This is a genomic window from Elusimicrobiota bacterium (assembly GCA_026388155.1).
In the GTDB taxonomy this organism is placed as follows: Bacteria; Elusimicrobiota; Elusimicrobia; order Elusimicrobiales; family UBA9959; genus UBA9634.
This window is the reverse complement of record JAPLKI010000025.1, coordinates 180,528-200,846: the sequence shown is the minus strand read 5'-3', so window position 1 is coordinate 200,846 and position 20,319 is coordinate 180,528. Positions and strand designations below refer to the sequence as shown.

The window sequence follows — 20,319 nt, the reverse complement described above, 5'->3', positions numbered from 1 at the left end:
GGGCCGGGCGCTTTTGGGCTGCAACTGCGTCACTCGTCACTTACATAGCCCCGCTATGCGCGCTCCTCGTTCCTTGTTTCGCTCCAAAATCGTCCCGGCCAGCGCGGACATTACTTACGAGTGGCTCAGTAATGTGACCGGCTACGAATTAAGCCGGTATGTGCCGCTACTTTAATCCCTGGGCGCCTGTCCGACATAAGCAATTCCGGCTGCGGCAATTTTGTATGATTAACCTTATGCGAAAATTGCTCCCTTCTATCGCCGCTTTGGTCGTCTTTTCCTGCCCGGCTTGCGCCGATACCTGGACACTGTCCGCCTACAAGGCGGAGGTTTTCAAAGTCTCCTACGACATAAAAAAAGCGGCGGAAGCATACGACATACAGCAGAAAAAGTTTACGGCGGACCTGGCCGCTTTTTATCTGCCGGCCGTTACGCTGAGCGTTTCCGATTACCCTTATTCCGTTTACAACGACCCTAAACTGCGGTTTTACAATAGCGATATTTCGGCCGGCCTGTCGGCCAGTCTGAATCTTTACAATAATTCCAAGGACAAACTGTCGCTGGATGTAAGCCGGCTGTCCGGCAAAATATCCGGACGCGCGCTCTGGCAGGAGCGTCAGCGCGTGACCCTGAACGCCTTGGGGGTTTATTATGACGTACTGCGCAAAAAACGGCTTTTGGAAGTGGTACGGGTTAGTTTAAAAGCCTATCAGGAGCAGTACGACAAAGTGCAGAACTATTACAAAGAGGGGTTGAAAAGCTATTCCGATGTGCTTAAAAGCGAACTTAATGTGCGCTCAGGCCAGCTTTCGGAAGCGACCTCGCTTGCGGACTATAAAAATTCCGTGATGGATTTCAATTTGTCCCTGTTTCGCGAGCCGGAGCAGGAGGTGGAGTTGGAAGATTTCGTTTCCTGTTCCACGGCGGCGCTGCTTCCCGGCCATGACGGCGTCAAATACGCCCTTGAGCACAGGCCGGAACTGGATATAAGCCGCTTTGAACTCAGCCAGGCGGAATTCTCATCCCGCAGAGCCGCGATATCGGAATTTCCTGATTTTTCGGTGGACGCCTACTATAACCGTCAGAACATAGGTTCTTTGCGGACTCTGGCGGCCGGAACAATCAATCCCACCTATTGGCTGAGCCTTGCCCTTACCATGCCGCTCGGTCCCAAAACCTTTTCCAATATTTCTGCGGCTTTTGAAGCCAGGACCGGGCTTGAAAGGGCCAGACGTTCGCTTTACAATGAGGAACTTTCCATCAGGCGGGAAGTGGTTTCGGCGCGCCTGGCTCTGGAAACGGCTCTCAAGCGCTATGAAGTTTCCGGCATGAAAGCCGGGATATCAAAACAGAACCTGGAAATATTGCAGGGAAAATACAACGAGGGACGCTCCAGCATGATCGAACTTACCGACGCTCAAAGCGACGACCTTGGCTCGCAGAGCGAACTTGCCAACGCCCTTTACGACCTGCTTATCGCCAAAGCCGCATATGACAAGGCGCAGGGCAGGCAGCTGTGGTAGGGTGGACAGAGGATGGCGGATAGAGAATAGCGAATAGGGAATGAAAATAGAAAACTGAAAGTTCAAGGGATTTTATGCTATGAAAAGAATCAGAAAAATAGCTTTAAAGACTGTAATCTATGCGGCCGCGGCCGCTGTCCTCTCCGGAGGCGGCTGGTGGGGATATAAGCTTTACAAAAAAACCTCCGCGGTGGAGGCCGATATAGAAAAAGTTTCGGTTTCAAAAGGGGATATAGAAGTAAAATTCCAGGATGTGGGCGATGTCAATCCCAGACAGCTGGTGGAGGTTTTTGCCAAAGTGGGCGGCATTCTTGACGAGATACGGGTAACGGAGGGGGAAGGCATAGTAAAGGGGCAGAAGATAGCCATGGTGCAGCCGGGCCAGAGCGAAGCTGATAAATATCTGCCGGTTGAAGTGATCTCTCCGCTTTCCGGCACGGTTATGCCCTGTGAAGGCCGCGGCTGGAATGAAGAAGCGGCCATGGCTAAAGCCGGCCAGCGTATTTCCGGCGTTTATGATTCCGGCAATCCCACCTGCCTGATGCAGATAGGCGACATGAGCCAGATGATAGTGAAGCTCAATGTCAGCGAAATGGAAGTGCTCAAACTCAAAAAAAACATGGCGGTAAAAGTCACGGTGGATGCCCTTCCGTTTTTGGACCTGGCCGGCCGCATAAGCCTTATCTCGCCCAAGGCGGAAAAAGACAACCGCTCGGGAGTTAAAAGTTTCAGGGTGGAAGTGGGGATCAATCAGCAGGCGGCCGCGCTCCGCCCGGGTATGACCGCGCGCATCGAAACGGTGATAGACTCAAAGAAAAATATTCTGAAAATGCCTATTTCCGGGCTTTTTGAAGAAAGCGGCAAGCGGTTCGCTTACTTGTACGTCCCCGGTGGTAAAGCCAAAAAGGCGGATGTCGCTACAGGGCTTAGAAATGAGATAGACGTTGAGATATTAAACGGGCTGAAAGAGGGTGACCAGGTTTATACCGACAAGCCCCTCAATATTGAAGCGGATAAGCCGGCCGTAAACGCGGGCATGGGCGCACCCGGAAAAACCGCTGGTAAATAACCAATGATAAAATGTGAAGCTTTGCAAAAGATTTACCCGCTGGAAAAAACTCGCGGGTATCCGGCGTTAAAGGGAATTGACCTGGAGATAAAAGAGGGGGAATTCGCCGCTGTTATCGGCCCGTCCGGCTGCGGCAAGTCCACCCTGCTGAACATCATCGGTTTTCTGGATAATCCTACCAGCGGACACTATCATTTCGGCGGAAGGAACGTGACAGGTTTCACCGACGCCGACCGTTCCGGGCTCCGTCTCAGAGAAATAGGTTTCATTTTCCAGTCTTTCAATCTCCTGCCCAGATTCTCCGCGCTAGAAAATGTCCGCCTGCCAATGCTCTATCGCGGAATGGAAAAAGAGCGGGCTTTTGACAGGGCCCATGAATTGCTGCGGAAAGTGGGACTTGAAGACAAAGAAAAAAACACCCCTCTTGAGCTTTCCGGCGGTGAGCGCCAGCGCGTGGGTATGGCGCGCGCTTTGGCAAATGAACCGCGCCTTTTACTGGCCGACGAGCCCACCGGCAACCTGGATTCCACGACCGGCGTGGAGATAATAAAGCTTTTGCTGGACCTTAATAAGATGGGGCTTACGGTCATTATGGTCACGCATGACATGAATTTAGCTAAAATGGCGTCAAAGATAATAAAAATGAAAGACGGAAAAATAGAGTAAGAAAGCCATATGCCATATGCCATAAGCCTTAGGCCATAAGCTATAAGGAAACTCCCAAAAAAGCATATGGCATACGGCTTAAAGCGTAGGGCGTCGTTATTATGAGAATTTCTGAATCTTTAAGAACCGGAACGCTTGAGATATTTCATCACAAGATGAGGTCTTTTTTGAGTTTTTTCGCCATTTCCATAGGCGTTATTTCCATACTTTACAGCCTTACCCTGATTTATTCCATGAGCACCAGAACTAAAAAGGCCCTTGAACTGGCGGGGCCGGGCCGCATGACGGTGCGCATGAAGAGAAACTACGGGAATGAAAGCTCCAGCGACGCCAAGGAAGCGAAAGAGCAGATAACGCTGGAAGACGCCCTTGCCGTCAGGCATCAGTTCCCTGAGCTGTATATGGTCGCCCCCTCGCTGAAAAAGTGGGTGGAGATCCGCCATGAAACCCTTGAAGACGATAATGTGGTTGAGGGGGTGGATACGCAATGGAGCCGGCGGGGGTGGGTTTATACTCTGAAAGGACGCTTCATAAACCAGTACGACATAGATCATTTTTCGCGCGTCTGCGTGCTTATCAAGGAAGGCGGCTGGTTTAAAAAGCCGATGTGGTATAAATTCTATTCCTGGACCGACAAGTTCCAGGACTATATAAAGCATAACTATATGCTCGGAAAAACGCTGAAGCTGGGCAACACTCTTTACACCGTGGTCGGCATACTTGAGGAACCGCCGCAGGAAAAAAATCCTCTGCGTTCCATCATGGTTTCCGACCAGCGGTCCAATGTGCTTGTGCCTATAACCACGGCCCAGAGATTCTTAAGCGGCTGGGCCTGGAGTTCCGGCGGCGTGGACGAGATAAATATAGATACCGGCGACGAAAAGACCATAGACGCGTATAAAAGGAAAGCGGAAAAATTCGTTCAGCAGCGGCACGGCGGCCGGATGCGCGGCATGGAGGTCAAAGATTTCAGGGAAATGATAAAGGAAAAGCTGGCCGATAAACAGCGCGACATGTACACCGTTCTGATCATAGGCGCCATAGCGATACTTGCCGGCGGGATCGGCATTATGAATGTTACGCTCGCCACCATTTTCTCAAGAATAAAAGAGATAGGCATCAGGCGCGCCATAGGGGCCACCAGGTCGGACATTATGGCCCAGTTCATGATAGAGGCCATGCTTTTGGGTCTTTTCGGAGGGGTGGCGGGTATTTTGGTAGGGATGGCGGGTGTGCAGTATCTCGCCTCAAAGGGCGACACCGACATGATGATGTTCCAGTGGTGGATGCCTTTTATATCGGTGCTGGCCGCGGTGCTTACGGGTTTTTTTGCGGCGCTGTACCCCGCCTACCAGGCCTCAAAACTTGACCCCGTGGAAGCGCTCAGGTATGAATAAAAAACGCCGTAGGCTATAAGCCGTATGCCATATGCTTTTTTAGGGATTTCCTTATAGCTTATGGCCTACGGCATATGGCAAATAATTGTTCGTTATTTAACTATTGGATATCCGGCCGCTATCCATGCGTTTATTCCGCCGGCGATATCATGGGCTTCGGTAAAACCCATGTCTTTCATCATGACGAGCGTTTTTCCGCTCCTGCCCCCGCTGCGGCAGTAGATAAGGTACTTCACGTTTTTATCCAGCTTCGCCAGCTGGTCCTTGAAATCAGGGGCGTAATAATCAAGGTTCATGTTAACCTTTTCAAGGTGGCCCGCGGCGTATTCATCGGGAGTCCGTATGTCTATGACCGTTGGATTCCTGAGTTCTATGAAATTTTTCGCTTCTTCCGGCGCTATATTGACCGGGAAGTCGCAGTTGCCCGGTTTTTCTCCGGCGGCCGGTTCCGTCAATTTGACCAAAGAAACTTTTTCGGAGCTCCCCGCGCCGAAAAATGCCGCCCAGTCAAAGGCGCAGCAGGAGAGCGCAGCCGTCACAATAATTGCGAAAGTCAGGATCAATGCTTTCATGAATTCCTCCGTTTGATGCTGCCGGCGGGCAAACCGGTAAGCTTAATACAATTCCTACAAGCATACTAGCAATTTTAGCCGCAGGGCAGAAACTGATTTTTTGTATTATATTACCAAATGAGCAGAAGAGCGGGGATCGCTTTGGCGGCTGGCGCTTTGGCGCTGCATTTATGGATTGGGTTTTCATTTATTCGCTCGGCCGCGCCCACCTACGACGAACCCGTGCATCTCTCAAGCGGCTACTCCTACCTTGTCACCGGCAAGTATGTGATGAACATAATGGACCACCCGCCTTTTTCGGAAATGCTTTCCGCCGCGGCGCTGCTGGCTTATAAACTTAAAAACTTTTGCGCCCATCCCTACTTTATTAACGCCAGCCAGTATCATTACGGTGACTTGTTTTTATATCAGAATACCGTTCCCGCGGACAGAATGCTCAACACGGCGCGGGCCTTCACCTTTTTGATCTGGACGGCGCTTTCGGCTTTTTTTATGTTTTTCTTCGCCAAAAAGCTGGCGGGGTTTACGGCGGCGTGTTGCTCCGTGGCGGTTTTTTCTTTCCTGCCGGTTTTTATCTCAAATAACGCCCTTGTGACCACCGACGCGGCTTCCGCTATATTTTACTTCGGGGCCTTCGCCTTCGGCTACGCGTTCTCGGTGTTGCCGCCGCGCAGCGTGGCCGCCAGGGGGAAAAAAAGCTTTGAAGTGCTGGACAACAAGGGGCAGTATTTTTACGCGGCGCTGGCCGGCATTCCCGCGGGGCTTGCCATGGCCTCAAAGTTCAGCATGTTCGTTCTGCCGCCGCTGATTATCGGTATGTGGATACTTCACAATTTGCTTGAACCGAAGCTGCGCCTCTCAAGGCTTATATGGTACTCTGCGGTGTTTGCCGCCGTTTCTGTTTTTACATTAGCCCTGGTTTACAAGTTCGATCTGGAGCTGTATTATGAAGGCCTGTATGTTACCTTGACAAAGCTGAACGCCGGCAGATCTTCTTTCGCTTTAGGAACATATTCGCTGAACGGAGTCTGGTGGTATTTCCCTATGGCGTTGGCGCTAAAAACGCCTTTGGCAGCGCTTCTTTTTTCGGTCGCGGGGCTTTGGGCTGTTTTTCGCAGATCGCGCACAGTCGCGGACAGCGCCAGTGGCCCGCGACAGGCCAGTGTCACAGCTTTCTTGTGGATTCTCCTGCCTGCGGCTTTTTATTTTATCTCAGCTCTCACGGCTAAAGTACAGATAGGTTTCAGGCATATAATGCCTGTTATGCCGTTTTTGGCCCTTTCGGCGGGGTTAGGGCTTGCGTTTATTTTTGAAAAGGGCGGGAAAATACTGAAATGGCTGGTGTTGCTTTTAGCGCTTTCCTGGTTCTGGCTGCTTTTTGTCACCCATCCTTTTTATCTCTCTTATTTCAACGAGCTTGCCGGCGGGCCTGAGAACGGCTGGAAATATATGGCGGACTCAAATTACGACTGGGGCCAGGACCTGAAACCTCTTGGCGCGGGCTTGAAAAAATTGGGAAATCCTCCGGTTGTTCTTTCCTATTTCGGAGTGGCAAGGCCTGAGTATTACGGTATAAAATATATTCTATTGCCGGGGGGGCTGTCCAACGTGGAGCTTGACGGCACGGGCGAGGATATATGTGCGCTGAAAAGGCCGCTTCTTGCCGTTTCAGCCACTAATCTGCAGGGGGTTTATTTTCCGGACCACGACGTGTTTGGCTGGCTTAAACAAAGGAAACCATTATTTACGGCCGGCTATTCAATTTTTGTCTATGATCTTACGGGGGATAAGGAGGGGCTTGAAAAGCTTTCCGATATGTTCGACCGCCAGGGCCTTAACCGCGAGGCGGAATGCATCAGAAGCAGGGGCTAGCGTTTAGGGGTGAGGGAATAGGGATGAAAATAATAAACTCCTTTCCTAAACCCCTGATCCCCAGCCGCTAGCCCCTGTCGTTACTCTAACTTTCCTGTTCAAATTCTTCTTTTCCGGCCCCGCAAACGGGGCACACCCATGTTGCCGGCAGTTTTTCAAAAGCTGTGCCGGCGGGGATATTATTGTCCGGGTCGCCGACAGCCGGGTCGTAGATATAACCGCAAAGTTTGCATACGTATTTTTTCATATTCATGTTCCTTTCGGCGGCGCCGTATAAGTGGTCGCATTCTTCTGGGTCTTGCCTTTTTTTGCGTTCCGATAGTAATCGTAAGTAAGCGGTGTGCCGTCTTTCAATGTTTCCGCGTCATAAACCTCGCCTATAAACAGGGTATGTGTCCCTATGTCAAGGCTGGATACGACTTTGCACGCGAATACGCTGAGGGCGTTTTCGGTCACCATCGGACAACCGTCACTGACCTTGTGCGAAATTTTGGCGAACTTATCTATCTCCCGTCCGCACTTGAATCCGAAAAGGCCTATGCACGTCATGGGTGCGTTCTGGTCCAGCACCGAAACCGAAAATACGCGGCTTTTTTCCACATAGGAATGTGTGAGGTTGTTCTTGTGGAGGCTTACCGCAACCTTAGGCGGTTCGGCCGTCACCTGAAAAACGGAATTCACTATTTGCCCGTTAAACTTTTCACCCTCGCGTGAGGAAACGATGTAGAGTCCGTAAGAAAGTTTGGACAGGGCCTTGTCGATTATCGCGCGTTCAATCATTTGAAGTCGGTCATCAGGTTCACGGTTCAGCGGTTCAGAAACACGCAAATCCTTAAAAAATAACCGTGGACTCTGAACCGTGAACCTTACAACCTGAGCAGTTATCGTTTATAAGCTTTTCCAGAGCCCGTGCAGATTGCAGTATTCTCTGGCGTATAATTCCTTCGGCTCAAAACAGACGCAGAAAACGGCTTCCGCCGGCTGGCCCGGCTTCAGGAATTCGCGGAAAGACTTGCCGTCCGCCACAAGCTCTATCCATTCAATAAAATGCTTCTCTTCCATCGGGTGCGGCACGGAGCCGATCTTTACCTTTATGCCCGCCTTGGTTTTTTCTATCACTGGTACATGTTTTTCTTTGGCCGCGTCGGTGGTGTTTTCAAATAACAGCCGCATGTCCGAACCGCAGCAGATCATTACGCCCGGTCCGCCATGCAGGACTTCTACAATATTGCCGCAGGTATCGCACTTGTATATTTCTTTAGGTTCAGCCATATATTCTCCCGTAAATGTTATATCTGCCTTATGCTTTAAGCCATAGGCCATAGGCTTTTTAAAGAATTCCTTAATCGCTTATGGCATACGGCATATGGCCTAAAGCGTAGTTTTTACACCAGCGCCTTAAGCGCGGTCATAACTTCTTCGTAGTTCGGCTCTTTGGCCACTTCCGGCACGATCTGCGCGTACTTTACAAGCCCGTCCTTGTCCACTATGAAAACGGAGCGTGCAAGCAAGCGCAGTTCTTTTATAAGCACGCCGTACGACTTGCCGAAGTCCGCTTTCTGATAATCCGAATAGGTTTTAAGCCGCTTAACCCCGGCCGCCCCGCACCAGCGTTTCTGGGCGAAAGGAAGGTCCATGCTGATGGTGATGATGTTTATATCCGGATCCAGCGCCTCAGCTTCAGTATTGAAGCGTCGGGTCTGCAGGTCGCAGATAGGCGTGTCAAGAGAAGGCACCACGGAAATTATGGTTATCTTGCCTTTATAAGTGCGGGAGAACTTCATGGGGAGCATTTCGTTGTCGATCACCTTGAAGTCAGGGGCCGGCATGCCGGGTTTTATTTCATCTCCGAGCAGGGTCATCAGCCTGCCCTGCATGGTTACGGTGCGTTTTATGATCTCTTTGACCTGTTCAGGCTCGTTGATGTTTAAGTTTTCGTCCATAGTAGTCCTTTTGTTAGGTTATAGGGGCTAGAGACCAGAGGTTGGGGAAGGAGTTCTTTATAAATCTTCCCTCGCACCTATACGCTAGCCTCTGCCGTTTCATTACCAATTCTCCGCGAGCAATTCGAAGTAGGCCCTGGGGTGAGCGCAGGCGGGGCAGTTTTCAGGGGCTTCTGCTCCTTCGTGCACATAACCGCAGTTCAGGCAGCGCCATTTAACCTTTTTGTCTTTCTTGAATACTTTTCCTTCTTCAATGTTTTTAAGCAGTCCGCGGTAGCGCCTTTCATGCTGTTTTTCGGCTATTGAAATGGCTTCAAATGTTTTCGCCACGGGCTCAAAGCCCTCGTCGCGGGCTATTTTTGCGAATTCCGGGTACAGACTGCCCCATTCGTGGTTTTCACCGTCAGCCGAGGCTTTCAGGTTGGCCTTGGTATCGCATACAATACCGGCAGGAAAAGCGGCCTCTATTACCACTTCTCCGCCTTCAAGAAAATTAAAAAAGCGCTTAGCGTGCTCTTTTTCCTGTTCAGCGGTTTCTTCGAAGGCTTTAGAGATCTGGAAATAGCCCTCTTTTTTAGCGGCGCTGGCAAAATAGGTATAACGGTTCCGCGCCTGTGACTCCCCGGCAAAAGCCTTAAGCAGATTTTTTTCGGTTTTTGAATTTTTAAGTCTCATTTTTGTCCTCCTTGACTGTTGTAAATTCTATCAAATTTCACTGAGCCTAAGTATCCCGGTTCTGGTCAGGGCGAAGTCGTATTTTACGGGGTCTTTGGGAGAGACGCGTCTGAAAGCGGCGGTTATTTCAAGGGCGGTTTGCATGGAGGCGGCGTTCCGCGCGGTAAGGCCCAGCTTTTTCGAGACCTGGAACATATGAGTGTCCAGCGGTATTATAAGTTTTGAAGGGGGGATCTTTGTCCACACGCCGGGGTCAACGGCGTCTTTGCGGGCCATCCAGCGCAGGTAAAGGTTTATGCGTTTGAAGGAGCTTTTTTTCTCCGGACAGGGAGTAAGCGTGGGGGCGCGGGCTCCCGAATTAAATTCGTTCACAAAAGCGTAAAGCGACGCGCTTAGATCTTCGTCTTGCGGCCGGTAATTTTTCAGGAAGCATTTTTCAATGGAACCATGTTGTTTAACGGCGTTCTTTATGTTTAAAAGGAAAATGGTCATTTCAGCGCCGGTGGTAAAGCGGTGCTTGAACCCGGAAAAAGTTTTTTTAATTGCCGCGTCAGGAGTGCTTTTAAGCCAGAGCGCCGGTGATTTGCCCATCGGTGACAGGACTTTTTCAACGCTTTTAAGTATCTGTTTTACATTGCCGTAGGCGAGGCAGGCGGCGATCAGGCCCGCTGTTTCCATGTCGCCGGGCGATTTATATTGCCAAACGAATTCCAGCGGGTCAGGGTGGATAAATTCGGCCCGGTTATATTTTCTGTAGGCGGCTTCAAAATAACTTTTATCAGGGAGCATAATAAAACGGCAGGGGCTAGGGGCGGGGGGAAAGGGTATAGATAAGAAACTCCTTCCCTAATCCCTAACCGCCGGCCTCTAAACTCTAGTTTCTACCCTCTATTCTCAGGCTGCCGGCAGGTAAATGTAAAACGCCGTGCCCTTGCCGGGCTCACTTTTTACGAGTATTTTTCCGTTGTGGTTGGCTATTATGCCGTATGCGGTGGAAAGTCCAAGTCCTGTGCCTTTGCCCTTGGGCTTGGTGGTGAAAAAGGGCTCAAAAATATGGTCCAGGGTTTCGGGAGGGATGCCGCAGCCGGTGTCGGAAATTGTAAGCAATATATATTCACCGCCCTTCAAAAGGTGCAGGGCGCCGTCCTTCAATGAGATGTTTTCCGTCTTAATGGCCAGCATCCCGCCTTCGGGCATGGCGTCCCTGGCATTCATGAGGATGTTTATTATAACCTGCTTCAGTTGTTCCGAGTCAGCTTTGGCGTTTTTCAAGTCTTTGCCCAGATCATACTCAAGTTTTATGCGGGCAGAAAGCGTTGTTTTAATGAGGGGAAGTATATCCGAGAGCATGGAGTTTAAATCCATCGCTTTAATGTCGGAGTCGTGCTTGCGCGCGAAAATAAGCAGCTGCTTTAGAAGAAGTGAGTATTTTTTTGAGTTTTCCAGTATCCCTTTAAGCAGTACGCGGGAGGTGGCGTTTTCCTTTGTGTCCTTTGTGTCCTCTAAGATCACCTCGGTCGAACCTATTACAATGGTAAGCAAGTTGTTAAAGTCGTGTGAAAGCTGGCCTGAGAGCAGGCCGAGGGATTCCATTTTCTGGCTTTGCAGAAGCTGGGCTTCCAGAGTCAGCTCTTTAGTGATGTCCCGCAGGATCGCGAAGAAGTATTTTATTTCACCGGAGGCTGTTTTAACAGGGCAGACTCGCAGTTCTTCGGTATATTGTGAACCGTCCTTGCGCTTGTTTACCAGCCTGCCGACCCATGGTTCCCCGGCTTTAAGCGTGTCCCACATTTCTTTGTAGAAATCCCGGCTGTGAGCCCCGCTTTTAAGGATGTTGGGCTTTTTACCCAGAAAATCCGAAGGCGTAAAGCCTGTCAGTTTCTCAAAGGCCGGATTGGCGTAAAGAATGGTCCCCTCCGAGTCCGTCAAAAAAACGGTCTCGTAAATCTGATCCATGGCGCTTAAAAGCGTTCCGGAAATTTCTTTTGAGGTTTCCATCCGTTATATTTTAGCAAAATATAATCTTCTGTCGGGAAAGCTGGCATTTATATGACATTTCTGCTTTTTTGCAACAAAGCTGAACGGAAACCTTAACCTCTTTTTATAAAAATGCTAATATTACCAATGTAGCAATACCACAAATGCCGCGGTAGCTCAGTGGTAGAGCACTGGTCTGAAAAACCAGGTGTCGTTGGTTCGATCCCAACCCGCGGCAGGTTTTCATACGGTGATTATTATGTCCATGACCCAGAAGATACTTATAGCTGATGATGATTTGGATATGCTTGAAATGCTCAAGTCGTTGCTTTCAAAAGCCGGTTATAGCGTGATTACGGCCGAAAACGGCCTTGAAGCTGTTGAAAAGGCCAAAAAAGAGCTGCCGGCGCTGGTGATGCTTGACATACACATGCCGAAGATGAGCGGCCTGAAGGCCTGCAAAGAGATAAAATCCAGCCAGTTCACCAAATCGGTGCCGGTGATAATGCTGACCGTTGAGGGCAGCATGTCCGAAATACAGCAGGCCATAGACTATGGCGCCAAAACTTACCTTACAAAACCCTCCAGCCGCGAAGAAATACTGAAAGTGGTAAAAAGCATACTTTCGTGAAGCGTAAGTGATTGAGTGATTCAGTAATTTAGTGATTAAGTTCGATAAATAAAAGAACGGCCTGAAACATCAGGCCGTTCTTTTTACATAAACTTAATAACTTAATCACTCATTACTAAATCACTTTTAACAATGCGAAATGCAGGTATTCGGTTTCAGGCATGTTCAGAAGTATCGGGTGGTCTTTGGCTTGTGAGCGCAGTTCCAGCAGTATCGTTTTCCTGCCGGCTTTGGCGGCAGCATGGGCGAGAATATCCGTGAAAATTTCACGCGAGATATGGTGGGAACAGGAAGAGGTTGCAAGCAGCCCGCCCTCCGGCAGGGCGGACAGCGCCTGGGCGTTCAGCCTGATAAAAAGCTTCGCTGCCTGGTTAAGGTTCTTTTTGCTCCGCACCAGATTCGGCGGGTCAAGCAGTATGAAATCCGGCTGATCCGGCAGTTCTTTCCGCGAGGCGGCGGACAAGATCCTTTCCGCGTCTTCTTTCTTAAACACTATCTTTTCTGCAAGGCCGTTCCGGGCCGCGTTCTCTTCCGCCAGTTCCACGGCGGCCTGCGAGGAATCCACCGCCCACACTTGTTGCGCGCCTGAGGCGGCCGCCGTTATGGCGAAACCGCCAAGGTAAGTGTAAAGGTCAAGCACTTTTCTTCCCTTGAAATAAGGGGCCATGGCCGCCCTGTTTTCACGCTGGTCAAAATACCAGCCGGTCTTTTGCCCGAGCGCCAGGCGCACTTTATATTTCAGCGCGTTTTCCTCTATTTCCGCCGTTTCCGGCATTTCGCCAAAAGCATTTTCCTCGTACAGTTTAAGGCCTTCCAGTGTTCTGAAGGGGTGTGTGTTTTTCAAAAGGACCGCTTTGGGAGCCAGCAATTGTTTCACGGCGTCAAGTATTTCGTTTTTAAGTTTTTCCGTGCCGGCCGACAGCAATTCCATTACCAGATAGTCGCCGTAGCGGTCTATCACCAGTCCCGGCATCCCATCGGCCTCGCTGTAGCACAGGCGGCAGAATCGCTCAACACCCAGGGCCTTCCGGTAATCCAGGGCCTTTTTCAGGCGGTCCGATACAAAATCGCTTTTCAGCTCCAGCGTGCTGTTCACCAGCAGCCGCATTGCGATAAGGCTGTGCGGGTTGAAAAAACCGGCGCCGGCGGGTTTGCCGTCGGGGTAGAGCACTCCGCAAATAGATCCGGGCTCTATTGTCTTATCCACGGTTACAAGCTCGTTCGAGAACACCCAAAGGTGTCCCCCGGCTATTCTTTTGCCGCCGTCGGCTTTTAACTGCAGATTTTGCATAGTAGTCCTTGACTGCTCAGATTAATGGTTAAACGGTTTAAAAAACATGAGGATTTGGGGCAAGACTATTCATCAATTGAGGTTATGGCTTCCACCGGGCTTCCGATGGAAACACCGAAGGTTTTGGAGAAATTCCCGTTTCTCACCGAAAACTCCAGGAAACCGGAAGAGCCAATGAGGGCCAGCGCTGATCCTTCAGGAACGGAAGCATAGGTCAGCCTGAGGCCTTTTATCAGATGGTCTGAAACCGTGAAAATCGTTCTGGCGTTTATGTGAAGGTGGGCGATATTGGCTATGGCGTTGCCGAAATGATCTATGGCTATTACCCTGCCCAGCACGCGGTTGCCGGTTTTTTCAGGATGGGGGAAGGGAAATTTACGGTAGCCCTCGAAGACAGGTCCAATTTTTTCCTCCGCCAGGCCTTTTGCCACGGCGGCCGCCACAGGGGCCATAATGTCGCGGCCGTGAAAGGTGGGGCTTATGCGGTTTGAAAACAGCGAAAAATTATTTATAAACCTGGCTTCTTCTATTTTTTCTCTTTCCTCCACCCAGCTTATAAGGCCATTGTCGGGGGAGATGAACTGATAATGTTTTGTTTTGGCCCAGATTATACCGCGCCCTGTTCCCACCGTGGGGTCCACCACCGTCAAAAATAAAGTACTTTTGGGCATATATGATATGGAGGACATAAGAAAAAACGCGGCTGTTTGTATGTCCTGCGGCGGTATCTGGTGAGTGATGTCAATAATGCTGAGCCCGGGATTCTTTGACAGCAAAACGCCTTTCATCATGCCCACAAAGGGGTCGCTGGAGCCGAAGTCTGAAAGCAGGGCGATATATTTCGTTTTCATAACAAGTCAGGTGTTAGGCTGAAGGCTGAAGTAAAGAAGCAGTAAACATAGCTTTCCTCCGGTTTCTTCTCTCTTCCTTCAGCCCTCAGCCTTGCGCCTTTCTATCGCTTAAAATTCCTGTCCGTGAGCCCGGTGGAGCGTTGAACCCGGCACGGTCAGCTGCATCTTTTGGGCGCAAAGGGGACAGTTGTCCGGAGGGAAAAGCTGGAGGGGATAGGAAATAAGCCCCCTCACAGGCACATTGAGAGCGAGGTCGCCTGTGGAACGGTCCACTATGGCGGCAACACCTATTACCTTGGCGCGGTAGCCGCGTGCCAGGTTTATCGCCTCCGCGCAGAGCCGGCCGCTGTTAAGCACGTCGTCCACCACCAGCACGTGCTCGCCTTCCGAGATCTTAAAATCCCTTTTAAGCACCATCACGCCGTTTATCTTTTCGGTGAATATGGAGCGGGCTTTTTTTACGCGGGCCACTTCCTGGCCGATAACCACCGAGCCGAGAGAGGGGGAAATAACCACATTTATTTCCTGCGGGAATTTTGAGGCCATCTCACGGGCTACTTTCTGGGCCAGGTGGGGATATTGCATTACAAGGGAGGTTTGTATGTATGTCTGGGAGTGAAACCCAGAGGGCAGCTGAAAATGACCGTTCAAAATGGCGCCATGTTCCTGTAAAAGACCCACTACATCTAATTTCCCGAGTTTGGACATTATTTTTTGCCTCCTATAAACTTATTCAGCTTTTTGAAATCTATGCCGACGCCCTTGTTGGCCGCCGCTTTTATGATATCTCCGCTGTTTTTGGGGCTTATCATGTTGATGGCGGGCTTATTCATTTTCCCTTCAATGGTAAACGCCAGCGCCGGTTTGCCGCTTGAGTCCGTCATGGCTTCGGGCAGGCTGCCCATATTGTAGTACTTGCTTGATATTGTATAAATTTTCAGCCTCATGGTTTCGTCGGAAAAATTAAGCTCCCCTTCGACGTGGGCCGAAAAATCCCTGCCCTCCATGAAAAAATTTTTCACCTGCACGCGGCCGGAATCAAGCTCGTAGTCGCCGCCTATGGAGTTAAACGCCGCGTTATCGAGCGTGTAGCCGAACTTAAGCGCCCCTATGCGATTCATGTGGTAAATTAAAAGAATAGGCATGGAAACTATGTAGAAAACGCGATCCTGCTCGGAAGTTTTCTGCACATTGTAAAAAGTTCCGCTGCTGGTTTTTATTGACACCGTTCCTTTAAGTTTCTCGAATGAGCCGGAAATGTTTTTGAGGTCCGCCGCTATATTAAAATCCCGCGCGTCAAAATAGTCGTGTTTAAAAAAATCGGTTTTGTAAAGAAGTTTAAATGAGGAAAATCCGCTGGGAATCGAATTTTTAAGTTTTCGTATCCAGGCTATTTCCGACTCGTATTCAGTTTTTTTAGTATTTCTGTGCAGCAGGTTTTTGAGGTCAAGGATGAAATCCCAGGTATCCTTGTAGGTCAATGCCGAGGAGTAGCCTATGATAGCAAGCGTTTTTTTATCGGTAAAGGGGGCGTCTATGGTCACCCTGCCGCGCAATGGTTCCCCGTTGAATCTGCCCGAATAATTTATATCAAAAAGCTCTTTTGAAAGGCCTGTTTTCATGTCAAGCCCCGTCAATTTGGCCTTGCCCAGCGTGAAGCAGCCTTTTGTGAAGTCGACATGGTTGTTCTGGAAATTCCCGCTTAAAAGCGCTGAAAAATCCGTTTCCTGACAGCGCAGGTTTTTGTAGGCGAAAGAGTTTTTGTAGGCGTTCAGTTCCAGGTTCGCGAGATTAAAACCTTGTGGCCCGCCGGAAAAACTTATGCGTCCCTGCGCTCTGCCCGCGGCCTCGGTCACTGGCAGTTCAACGCCTGATTTTTTGAGCAGCGCCAGGTCAAAGGAGGGAACCGACGCGCTGAAAGCGTAGGAAAAAGTGGGTGAGCTGAAATCAAGCGTTCCGTGCGTTTTTAGTTTAAGCGGCTCAACTGAGGCGGAGACTTCAACCACCCTGGTGGAGACAAATACGGCGTTTATGTCCCAAGTGGTGCGCGGAGCGTTGAAGGCGCGCGGCGAACTCCAAAGGGCGGAAATTTCGGAGGACCTGAAGTTTTGGAGTTCGCCTTTAAGTTTTATTTCCGGGCGCCTGAAGTTTTTTAATTCTCCTGTGATCCGCGCGGACTTGTTAAGCAGCGAAAGCTGAATGTTAAGTCCGGACGCGGAAGCCTTCTCCCAGTTAAAATCGGCCAAATTAACGGTTCCCTCAGCGTAAAGGCGCCCTTCAAAATACTTGCCGGGGGTCTTATTCTTTAAGAAAAGCCCTACGGAAAAGGGCGCGCTTTGGCCTGGTTTAAAATCGTTAAGACTGATATTCACGTTTTCAAGCGCGTATTGCCGCGGGCTGGTCTGGTCTTTTATTATAAGCGTGCCGTCTTTTATTTCGGCCTGGGTTATTTTATCCAGCCGGTTTTTTTTAGGCGTACTTTTGTAAGCCGCGAAAATGTCGGATAAATTCCAGGTTCCGTCTTTCTTTTTCAGCAGGATTATTTTCGGAGCAACGAAAACCAGACTGTTTATTTCAATTTTTTTGTTTATCAGGGGCAGGAAACGGTATGTGGCGTAAATGTAGTCGGCTTCAACGAAGTTTTGTATGGAGGGGTCCGGCTCTATCACGTTCAGCCCTTTTATTTTAATTTCGCCCGTGAGGGAGAGCGTTGCGTATTCTATCCTCACCGGCCGCTTAAAAAGCTCCTGCAGCTGGTTAGTGACAACAGCCTCCAGATCCTGAGGCTTGAACATCGTCTTTATCGTAACCAGGGCTGTGACGGCCAGAAGCGCGGCGAAAAGCAGCGGCAGCACGATAATCCTTAGCAATATCTTGTGTCTCAATTTCATTGACTTAAGCATACTTTTCATTGACTTAAGTATATTTTAGCAGTATTGAATAAGTAAATAGTTATTTTAACCAGGAAAAACGTTATTGTCTTTGTGCGGAGCGCCACAGAGGCCAGGTAGCTTTTAAAGCTTAAAAGACCGGGGAACATGATTTTGATTATTGCCACGGCGAAAAGTGAGTTAAGTATTATAAGCGCCGTGTATGAAAAAAATCTGCCTCCCGCCTTTTTTATATCGCTCTGAAGGGGGCCTGAGAGTATTTCCGCCGTGCTTAAGGTGTGGAAGGAAAGCAGAAAACCGCTAAGCGCGAGAAAATACGGCCTTGCGGGCCGCAGGTCCGCAAAAAAACCGGCAAAAAAATATATCAATCCCGCCGCCGCCGCGTAGAAAGGCACAAAATATGGAGCCAGCGTTATAAAGATGTTGCTGGAATCAAGCAGAACATAACCGTTCCGCCTGCCCACCGAAATTTTCTTTATCTTAGCGCCGCTCAATACGGCCGCCAGAGCGTGGCTGCATTCGTGGGCGGCTATATAGGCGTAGCCGCTCTTTGAGAGCCGATTATGGAAGACAAGGTGGACGGCCGCGCCCAGAAGCAGCGGAAGTGTTACGCTGACGTGCGAAAGGGCGCCAAACAAAAACACCGCCGTTGAGGCGGCGGCGGCAATAGCTAACGGCGCGAGCAGAAGCGCCAGAAGTGTCTTACTGGTGTTTTTCATTCAGGGTGAGGCTGAAGGAGGAAGAAAGGGGCTGATTGTTAGATTGCGGGTAAATGACATGAATATCGCTGTCTGTATTCTTACTTTTGGCGTCTTCCTGGATACCTATGCCCTCAATCTTCAGCCTTCAGCCTAGTCGATCATCCACTCCTCGAACTTTATCTTTTTAGAGCGCATTTCCGCCTTCCAGCTTTCTTTCGCGGGGGCAAGCTTCTCGCGGGCCCGCTCGCACCACTTGTTTCGGGGCCGGCAAAAAGAGGTTGCGGCCGTTTTATACCAGAGATAGGCGTATTTCGCGGAACTCTCGTTTACAATGAAATTCTTTTCGGTTTCAAGCCCGGCGAGTTCTTTTTCAAGCTTTTCAGGAGGTATGCCGCTGTTTTTCAGGGCGATTGATTTTTTTTGGTAAATTTTTTCAAAATATTCTTTTTTCAATTCCGGCCGGTTCTGCCACTGCCCGTAGCGTTCGGCTGTGAGCCACGCGCTTTTTGCCCTGGCGCGCAGATCCAGAACAGCCGCGCCGTAAAAAAAAATGGCAGCGGCGGATAACATAAACAATTTTTTTATAGTTTTGTTTTCCGGCGGCATCTTAAGAAGACTTGCGCATGGGTTTAAGAATTAAGCGCCCGGTTTTTTTACAGAGGGGCGTGTTTTAAGGAGCGTGTGCAGAAGGGAGGAAAGAACCGGAGGCTTTACCGGCTTTTCCAGAAAATCTTTCACATTCGGTTCCTGTTTTATCATTTCCGAAGTGGAGCGGTCCGTGTAGCGGCCGGTTACTATCACTATGGGAATATCAGAGGTGTCATCGCCCTGCAGTTCGCGCAGGATTTCAAAACCGCCGAACTTTGGCAGCATCAGATCAAGAAGTATCAGTTGCGGGTGAAGCGCCTTTGCTTTAGCGAGGGCTTCTTCCCCATCAACCGCTTTTTCCACTCTAAATCCTTCCTTGCGCACTACAAAATCAAGCAGGTCCCTTACCGATTCATCATCGTCGACTATCAGTATCAGTTGTTCTCCCGGATCTTTAAAATTTGTGTTTTCCATGTCTTGATTCGCCTCCACCGCCTGTCACACCCCGCACTTTTTCCGACAGGGCCAAAGTGCGGGGCTGGTAACGCCGCCCTTTTAAAGGTTGGTCGTTACCAGAGTTTCCGTGGTCTGCACGCCGTGGATGCCCCGCACCTCACGCACAATTAAGCCGCTCAATTTGTCTATAGTGTCCGATTCCGTCACCAGGATGGCGTCCCAGCCGCCGAAGGTCATGTAAACATCCTTTACGCCGCGGATGCTTTTTATCTGCTGCACGGCCTTCTGTTCAAGTCCGGCAACCAGTTTGCATAAAACGAATGCGATCATAAGACCTCCGTCATGATACGTCATTGCCGTATGTCATAGGCCATAAGCTTTTAAGGAGTCCCTTAAAGCCTATGGCTTATGGCGTCAGGCTTATGGCGCTGTTCCTATATCCTTTCATTCCAGGCGGCGCCGGCGTATTTTGAGCGTGCCAAAGCTTTAAGTCCGTCAAGTGTTTTGTCATCCGCTCCGGCGGCATGCCAGTTAAGGCCGAACTCGGAACCAAGGGCTTTTAAAATGGCGTTTTTATGAAAGCCCGCGTTACTCCGTGCATCTTCCGCCTGTAAAGAGGCTTGGTAGAGCATTCTGCCGCCGAATTTGCGTAAAGCTCCGCCAAGAACTTTTTTTCCATTATACAAAATATCCATATTAACCGGCGTTGAAAAACAATCCATCAGCGGGTCGTTAACCGCGTAATTCTTTGTTTTCTCCCGCAGCAGGGAAAAATCAATGCCGGCCTTTTCGTAGGCTGAGTTTATTGCCTTGTGCAGGCGATCATAGGTTTTATTGGGCTCAAAATATACTCCCGGGGAGGGAAAAATAAAAGAAAAAGTGAGATCCGACTCATGTATGACTATGCCGCCGCCCGTAGGCCGTCTGACCAGGGCTTGCGGGTATTTGCCTCCGGCGGTTATAGCGGCCAGCACGGCCTTGTGACGTTGGGAGTAGCCGAAAGTAACGCCGGAGCCCTTCCAATTGTAGAAACGAAGGATATGTTCGGCCGGCAGGTTTTCGCAAAGTGTTTCGTCAGCCGCCATCTGTTCATAAGCGTCAAGCGGGGGAGTTTCAATTAGGAGACCTTTAATCATAGTACATCTAGTACTTTATGTCATTATTGCCGTAGGCCTTACGCCTTATGCCATAAGTTTTTTGATACGGCTATTGCCAC

Annotated in this window: 23 protein-coding genes and 1 tRNA gene; 7 read left to right on the top strand and 17 right to left on the bottom strand. The window is 49.8% G+C overall.

Annotation, left to right across the window (positions count from 1 at the left end; all coding sequences use genetic code 11):
* Positions 1-236 precede the first annotated feature (236 nt).
* The 4 genes from NTX59_13175 to NTX59_13160 all read left to right on the top strand — a co-directional run bounded on the left by NTX59_13175 (position 237) and on the right by NTX59_13160 (position 4,655).
* Positions 237-1,523: a TolC family protein gene (locus NTX59_13175; GenBank protein ID MCX5786626.1), complete on the top strand. Its 1,287-nt coding sequence runs from the start codon at positions 237-239 to the stop codon at positions 1,521-1,523.
* 79 nt (positions 1,524-1,602) lie between these two features.
* A complete protein-coding gene (locus NTX59_13170) occupies positions 1,603-2,592 on the top strand; it encodes an efflux RND transporter periplasmic adaptor subunit (protein ID MCX5786625.1) in 990 nt (329 codons plus the stop codon).
* A gap of 3 nt (positions 2,593-2,595) precedes the next feature.
* Complete coding sequence (locus tag NTX59_13165; GenBank protein ID MCX5786624.1) at positions 2,596-3,258, top strand: ABC transporter ATP-binding protein; 663 nt, start codon at positions 2,596-2,598, stop codon at positions 3,256-3,258.
* Between the two features lie 101 nt (positions 3,259-3,359).
* Positions 3,360-4,655 (top strand): ABC transporter permease, encoded by a 1,296-nt coding sequence (locus NTX59_13160; protein MCX5786623.1) that lies wholly within the window; start codon positions 3,360-3,362, stop codon positions 4,653-4,655.
* A gap of 92 nt (positions 4,656-4,747) precedes the next feature.
* On the opposite strand, the gene NTX59_13155 is transcribed toward NTX59_13160, so the two are convergent.
* Positions 4,748-5,227 (bottom strand): rhodanese-like domain-containing protein, encoded by a 480-nt coding sequence (locus NTX59_13155; protein MCX5786622.1) that lies wholly within the window; start codon positions 5,225-5,227, stop codon positions 4,748-4,750.
* A gap of 117 nt (positions 5,228-5,344) precedes the next feature.
* Between NTX59_13155 and NTX59_13150 the strand changes: the two genes are divergently transcribed.
* Complete coding sequence (locus NTX59_13150) at positions 5,345-7,099, top strand: hypothetical protein (protein ID MCX5786621.1); 1,755 nt, start codon at positions 5,345-5,347, stop codon at positions 7,097-7,099.
* Between the two features lie 85 nt (positions 7,100-7,184).
* Here the strand turns inward: NTX59_13150 and NTX59_13145 are convergent, their stop codons facing one another.
* The 7 genes from NTX59_13145 to NTX59_13115 form a co-directional block, all read right to left on the bottom strand.
* Positions 7,185-7,346, bottom strand: coding sequence for a rubredoxin (locus tag NTX59_13145; protein MCX5786620.1), 162 nt, complete (start codon positions 7,344-7,346; stop codon positions 7,185-7,187).
* 2 nt (positions 7,347-7,348) lie between these two features.
* Positions 7,349-7,861, bottom strand: coding sequence for a flavin reductase family protein (locus NTX59_13140; protein ID MCX5786619.1), 513 nt, complete (start codon positions 7,859-7,861; stop codon positions 7,349-7,351).
* A 126-nt stretch (positions 7,862-7,987) separates the two neighbouring features.
* Complete coding sequence (locus tag NTX59_13135; protein ID MCX5786618.1) at positions 7,988-8,371, bottom strand: desulfoferrodoxin; 384 nt, start codon at positions 8,369-8,371, stop codon at positions 7,988-7,990.
* Between the two features lie 113 nt (positions 8,372-8,484).
* Complete coding sequence (tpx, locus tag NTX59_13130) at positions 8,485-9,042, bottom strand: thiol peroxidase (protein MCX5786617.1); 558 nt, start codon at positions 9,040-9,042, stop codon at positions 8,485-8,487.
* Between the two features lie 102 nt (positions 9,043-9,144).
* Positions 9,145-9,717 carry a rubrerythrin family protein gene (locus NTX59_13125; protein ID MCX5786616.1) on the bottom strand — a complete coding sequence of 191 codons (573 nt, stop codon included), beginning with the start codon at positions 9,715-9,717 and terminating at the stop codon, positions 9,145-9,147.
* A 30-nt stretch (positions 9,718-9,747) separates the two neighbouring features.
* On the bottom strand, positions 9,748-10,506 hold the full coding sequence (locus tag NTX59_13120) for a TIGR02757 family protein (GenBank protein MCX5786615.1): 759 nt from the start codon (positions 10,504-10,506) through the stop codon (positions 9,748-9,750).
* Between the two features lie 105 nt (positions 10,507-10,611).
* Complete coding sequence (locus tag NTX59_13115) at positions 10,612-11,715, bottom strand: ATP-binding protein (GenBank protein MCX5786614.1); 1,104 nt, start codon at positions 11,713-11,715, stop codon at positions 10,612-10,614.
* A gap of 145 nt (positions 11,716-11,860) precedes the next feature.
* Here NTX59_13115 and NTX59_13110 point away from each other — a divergent pair.
* A tRNA-Phe gene (locus NTX59_13110) sits at positions 11,861-11,932 on the top strand.
* 21 nt (positions 11,933-11,953) lie between these two features.
* Complete coding sequence (locus NTX59_13105; protein ID MCX5786613.1) at positions 11,954-12,325, top strand: response regulator; 372 nt, start codon at positions 11,954-11,956, stop codon at positions 12,323-12,325.
* Between the two features lie 115 nt (positions 12,326-12,440).
* On the opposite strand, the gene NTX59_13100 is transcribed toward NTX59_13105, so the two are convergent.
* The 9 genes from NTX59_13100 to NTX59_13060 all read right to left on the bottom strand — a co-directional run bounded on the left by NTX59_13100 (position 12,441) and on the right by NTX59_13060 (position 20,239).
* Complete coding sequence (locus tag NTX59_13100) at positions 12,441-13,616, bottom strand: class I SAM-dependent rRNA methyltransferase (protein ID MCX5786612.1); 1,176 nt, start codon at positions 13,614-13,616, stop codon at positions 12,441-12,443.
* A 65-nt stretch (positions 13,617-13,681) separates the two neighbouring features.
* Complete coding sequence (locus NTX59_13095; GenBank protein MCX5786611.1) at positions 13,682-14,467, bottom strand: SAM-dependent chlorinase/fluorinase; 786 nt, start codon at positions 14,465-14,467, stop codon at positions 13,682-13,684.
* Positions 14,468-14,575: 108 nt separating this feature from the next.
* Positions 14,576-15,175 (bottom strand): orotate phosphoribosyltransferase, encoded by a 600-nt coding sequence (gene pyrE / locus NTX59_13090; GenBank protein ID MCX5786610.1) that lies wholly within the window; start codon positions 15,173-15,175, stop codon positions 14,576-14,578.
* Positions 15,175-17,370 (bottom strand): AsmA family protein, encoded by a 2,196-nt coding sequence (locus tag NTX59_13085; protein MCX5786609.1) that lies wholly within the window; start codon positions 17,368-17,370, stop codon positions 15,175-15,177. Before NTX59_13085 ends, pyrE begins: the two co-directional genes overlap by 1 nt.
* 5 nt (positions 17,371-17,375) lie before the next feature.
* Positions 17,376-18,077: a M50 family metallopeptidase gene (locus NTX59_13080; protein ID MCX5786608.1), complete on the bottom strand. Its 702-nt coding sequence runs from the start codon at positions 18,075-18,077 to the stop codon at positions 17,376-17,378.
* A 132-nt stretch (positions 18,078-18,209) separates the two neighbouring features.
* The gene (locus tag NTX59_13075; GenBank protein MCX5786607.1) at positions 18,210-18,629 is read right to left on the bottom strand and encodes a hypothetical protein; all 420 of its coding nucleotides are present in this window, start codon (positions 18,627-18,629) and stop codon (positions 18,210-18,212) included.
* A 66-nt stretch (positions 18,630-18,695) separates the two neighbouring features.
* Positions 18,696-19,121 (bottom strand): response regulator, encoded by a 426-nt coding sequence (locus NTX59_13070; protein ID MCX5786606.1) that lies wholly within the window; start codon positions 19,119-19,121, stop codon positions 18,696-18,698.
* An 81-nt stretch (positions 19,122-19,202) separates the two neighbouring features.
* Positions 19,203-19,433, bottom strand: coding sequence for an Lrp/AsnC ligand binding domain-containing protein (locus tag NTX59_13065; GenBank protein ID MCX5786605.1), 231 nt, complete (start codon positions 19,431-19,433; stop codon positions 19,203-19,205).
* Between the two features lie 104 nt (positions 19,434-19,537).
* A complete protein-coding gene (locus NTX59_13060) occupies positions 19,538-20,239 on the bottom strand; it encodes a hypothetical protein (GenBank protein ID MCX5786604.1) in 702 nt (233 codons plus the stop codon).
* Positions 20,240-20,319: the final 80 nt, after the last annotated feature.